The sequence below is a fragment of the Rodentibacter heidelbergensis genome, from assembly GCF_002000125.1.
In the GTDB taxonomy this organism is placed as follows: Bacteria; Pseudomonadota; Gammaproteobacteria; order Enterobacterales; family Pasteurellaceae; genus Rodentibacter; species Rodentibacter heidelbergensis.
On the sequence record NZ_MLHH01000031.1, the window covers coordinates 1 to 3,646 of the forward strand.

General features: G+C 36.9%; 3 protein-coding genes and 1 pseudogene. All 4 read right to left on the bottom strand.

Features of this window, described 5'->3' with window-relative positions; all coding sequences use genetic code 11:
• Positions 1-772: hemagglutinin repeat-containing protein (locus BKK48_RS09680; RefSeq protein WP_244154898.1), on the bottom strand; the 772-nt coding region annotated here is incomplete at its 3' end.
• A gap of 106 nt (positions 773-878) precedes the next feature.
• Positions 879-1,328, bottom strand: coding sequence for an NADAR family protein (locus tag BKK48_RS09685; protein WP_077428269.1), 450 nt, complete (start codon positions 1,326-1,328; stop codon positions 879-881).
• 10 nt (positions 1,329-1,338) lie between these two features.
• On the bottom strand, positions 1,339-1,977 hold the full coding sequence (locus tag BKK48_RS09690; RefSeq protein ID WP_077428271.1) for a hypothetical protein: 639 nt from the start codon (positions 1,975-1,977) through the stop codon (positions 1,339-1,341).
• Positions 1,977-3,646, bottom strand: a pseudogene (locus BKK48_RS10060) (VENN motif pre-toxin domain-containing protein); the annotation flags it as partial. The pseudogene BKK48_RS10060 and the gene BKK48_RS09690, both read right to left, overlap by 1 nt.

Here is a 3,646-nt window from a genome sequence, read left to right on the forward strand (position 1 = left end):
CTTTCAACCGTTCTGAAGCTCTGTCATTTTTTACCACACTTTCTATTGTATTAAGTAAGTCGATTATCGGTGATTTCACTCGACTAAACTGTCCGATTTTTAAATCACTTTCACTTTGGCTGTTTTCTTGATGATTCAGGGCGTTGTTAATCGTGATGTTTTGTGCGCTGATGTCCACGCGCTCTTTTGCCAATATTTCACTTGCCGTTTGACTGTAATCTTGGCCGGCATAAACGGAAACGTTGTTATTCAAACTCGCAACCCGACTGCCTTGGTGACTTACTTGTTCACCCGCTTGATTCATTCGCGTACGGTTATAACCAAAGAATCGCTCCGTATCCGATATCACTGCCTCACCAATGCCATGCCCTTTGCGGGCTTGCCCGCTGCTTTCTCGAGTTTCGGCTGTCAAGAGGTTCACGTTGCCTTCTGTCGCTTGCAGATGATTCATGCCATTTGCCACAAAGGTAGCTCCTTTTAAGGTGATATCACCTTTCTCCGCTATCGTGGTGCTGTTGCCGCCGATAGAAACTGTTGTGCCTACTTCTTGTGTGAGCGCACTATCACCCTTTTCTTTTTGCATTGCCATACCGGCAACGTATTTGTTCAAACCATCTGCACTGAAGGTTTTTGATTGACTATGAGCTTGTTGGCCTTGATGATGCGTGGCAACATCAAAGGTGATGTTATTTTTTGCAATAAATGCGGCATCACCTTCTGCACTAATGCGACTGCCTTGGGTGCGAATATCTCCTTCTTTCGCTTGAATCACAAGCTTACCGCCCGCCTCAAGTGCGGTCGTTTTCGCTTCTGATTTTTGCGTGTGTTGATGTATTATCTCAAGAACAGGTATTTACACAAATTATGGAAAAGGCTCATTAAATCTTATTTTCTAAAAATAATTCATCTCTAACCTTCATAAGAATAGTACCCAACATATTCTTTCCTCTGCCGTTTCCTCCATCAGCCCAATAAGAATCATTTGGAGTATGCTCTATTAAATTCTTACTTCCTGTAGATAATAATAAATTCAATAGTTTAATATTCTGAGTAAATTTGGCTTTAACTGCTTTATACATAATTTGATCCTTAACTTTATCCCAATCTGGGCGAAGAGGATTTTCTTTTTTTCGTCCTTCTATAGCAGCCTTCATAGGTGAATCCATACTTCTAATTTTTTCCTGCAACGTTAAATCAAAGAACTTTTGAGCCTGAAAATAATGTTCTACTGTCGCCCAGTATTTTTTATCCAAAATGAATCCATAAGGTGAAAAATTTGAAAACTCACCATAAAGATCATTTACTTTATAAAACATAATCTCATTCATACTTAAAGCATTAAATTTCTATTCCAAAATCAGATAACTCTTTATTTTTTTTATGGATAAGATCTATTGCAAAACCAGGCTCTATCTTCATAAGTAACTTTATAGAATCATGAATATTCCAATATTGACTAGAATCATCAATAATATTAGATAAATATTTTTTAACCAATGGAACAAACTCAACAAAATCATAATCTAAGATCATAAAGTATATATAAGATATATTAAACCCATTAATACTAGCCAACTCAATTAGTTTAGATACAACAGGAAACATGATATCTTTTAGGTGTGATCCATCAATATTACTATCACTAACACTTCCCCAATATCCAATAATTGCATAAAAAATCATTTTATAGACTTCCTCATCAATCAATAACTCATATAATAACTTATTTTCCTTTTCACCCAATAATAAAGAGCTTAAAAAATAGAACCCTTCATCAAATCCCCAATTACTCAATAGAGAAGCAGCTTTGATTAAATCAAAATCATCATAATAATCATGATCATATATAATAGATATAATTTTATTAATTCTATCTTTTGGAATATCCTTTAAATCCAAATCTTCTAGCACTATTGTAGAATCTACTCCTTTAGGAATTCTATATAATACATCATAAATTTCTTCTGGTTTTAACATTATTTACCTCTCAAAATATATTCTGAAGGAACACAACCTTTTATTAAGCACTCCCCATCTCTTTTTACATTATTTAGATCATCAATAGCTCGTTCTAACTTAACTCTATTTCTAGTTGTTGAATTTAATTCATATCTAGCTCTAGCATCATTAACCAATCCATCAAGAAAGTATTTTAGCTCACTGTGAAGTATTATCTGTGTGTTTGGTAATTTTCCAGCTTTAATATCATCACTTAATCGTTGAAGATTTATTGATATTGTCTCTTTTCCATATGATTTAACACCATTAGAATATCTAGGATCTGTAAATGATATAAAAGGAGAGTTTTTAGAATTTCCCCCACGAACATGAGATTGTACACTAGCAGAACCAGTAGGATTAGCAGGTATAAGATCTCCATTCTCACCAATATAAGCCTTTAACGCACCTTTGTGATTATTTTTTGATAAAAAATTATCATCCTGTCTATAAATAAGTTTAACGTCACCATAACCTATGGTTTTTCCAATTATAGGTAAGTTTTTATTTGAGTTAACAGCTTTCGGCAATCCCTTAATTGTTCTCCCCCAACCTTGAAACTCACCCAACTTACCAAGATCAATACCGTTACTCACCCAATTATACTCTTGTTCCGGTAACGTATTTTTAGCTTTTGCGACTTCTACTGCGAAAGCTTCTTTTTGGAGTGTTAGCGGATCTTTTCCTGCTAGTGCTTCATTTGTTCTTCCGTAATCATAAGCAAAGACATTTTTATACTGACGTTTTTCTTTTGAATAACCGAGTGGTTGAAATTCATCAGAATAACGGTTGTAACTCTGTCTTGCTTTTTCCGCATCTAAAATTGAAGCCTGACAAGCACTTGAACCTTTACCAAATCTCGGGCAGCTATCTTCAATTTCTTTTTGAGTGCGAATATCTTTTGCGATAATGTCATCAAGTTCTTCTTGGTATTGGGCTTTTTTCTCAGGATTAATCTCTGTCTGAATTAACATCATTAATTCTGCTTTTCTTGCTGCTTCATTTGCAGTGAGATAATTATATTCCACCGCATTATTCGCCACAGTCATCCCCACTGAAGATTCTTTCAAAATTTTGACCGCACTTGCCCCCTGTCCTGCTGCCACTAAACCGCCTGCCACTCCTGCCAAGGCTTTTGCCATTTCCTTGATTTGGCTACGTTCAGTCTCGCTGAGGTTTTTCGACTCTTTACCGTAAAGATGCTCGGTAAGATATTTTGCCCCCAGTTCGCCTGCTGCAGTAGAGATGGCACCGGTTTGAGCATTGCTACCCATCAACTCCGCTTCTACAGCCCCCCATAAAATATGGGTTGGAATATTTAGTGCCGGGTAATCCTTAGTGACATTTTTAATCAACTGATTCACATAAGGCGAAGCAACCGCGGTGGCTACACTTTGACTTGAACCACCACTTAAAGCTATTAAACCTGCATTGGTGATGGCATCAATGGTGCGTTTGGTCCGACCTCCCGTACCCCAACTTTGTGCTTTTTCTTCAGCTAGAGCGATTTCTGCTTGAAGCTGATTTTTCGCTTCTTCATTGCCTTGTGCCTCTGCTTGCTGTAAATGTGATTTTAATCGTCTTACCTCCCGCTCCGCCTCTTCTTGTCGGTTAGAAGTGTAAGTCTCTACCGCACTTTTCATCTGCC